At 74.7% G+C, this 825-nt stretch carries 1 protein-coding gene; it reads right to left on the reverse strand.

All coding sequences use genetic code 11. From position 1 onward, the window contains the following. Positions 1–825 (reverse strand): hypothetical protein (locus HCK04_RS40380; protein WP_205831298.1); only part of this gene is annotated, 825 nt, incomplete at both ends.

Consider the following 825-nt stretch of genomic DNA (forward strand, 5'->3'; position numbering starts at 1 on the left):
CGAGGCTCCCCGCACCCGCGCTCACCCTTCGGCTCCGGCTCCGGTGCGGCGCTCTGGCCGTGCCCTCGCTCAGACTCCGGCGCGCCCCTCCGCCCGTGCGCGTACGCGTTCCCGTCCTCCGGCTCGGGTGCGGCGCTCTGGCCGCGCTCGTGCTCGTGTTCAGGCCCTGGTTCGGGTGGGGTGCTCTGGCCGCGCTCGTGCTCGTGCTCGTGCTCGTGCTCCGGCTCCGGCGCGGGTGCCGTGACCCGGTCGCGCCCGTGTTCGTGCTCCGACTCGGGTCCGGTGCTCAGCCTCCGCTCGTCCTCCGACTCTGGTTCGGGTGCGGCGCTCCGGTCGTGCCCGCGCCCGTGCTCTGGTTCTGGTGCGGTGCTCCGGTCGCGCTCGTACGCGGGCGTGGGTTCGGTGCTCGTCCTCTGCCCGGTCTCCGGTTGTGGTGCGGTGCTCTGGGCGTGCCCACGCTCCGGCTCCGGCACGACCCTCCGCCCGTGCCCGTGCCCATCTTCCGGCTCGGGTCGGTTGCCCGAGCTCCGCTCGTATTCGCGCTCGCGCTTCGGCTTCGGCTCGGGTCGGGAGCCCCGCCCGGGCTCGTGCTTCGGCTCGCCTGCGGGGGTACCGGCGGAGCCGGCGGGGCTGGCGGTAGTGCCTGCGGGGGCGTCAGGGATGCCGGTGGCGGCGTCAGATGAGCCGGCGGGGTCATCGGCCGAGCCGGTGGAGCTGGGGGTGTCGTCAGAGGTGTCGCCGGGGGTGGGATCGCCGGGTTCCACAAGGGGGTGGGCCAGGACATGGGTGACGATCTGCTCGTCGGTCAGGCCTTCGAAGGTGCCG

The organism is Microbispora sp. CL1-1 (assembly GCF_012034195.1).
Classification (GTDB): Bacteria; Actinomycetota; Actinomycetes; order Streptosporangiales; family Streptosporangiaceae; genus Microbispora.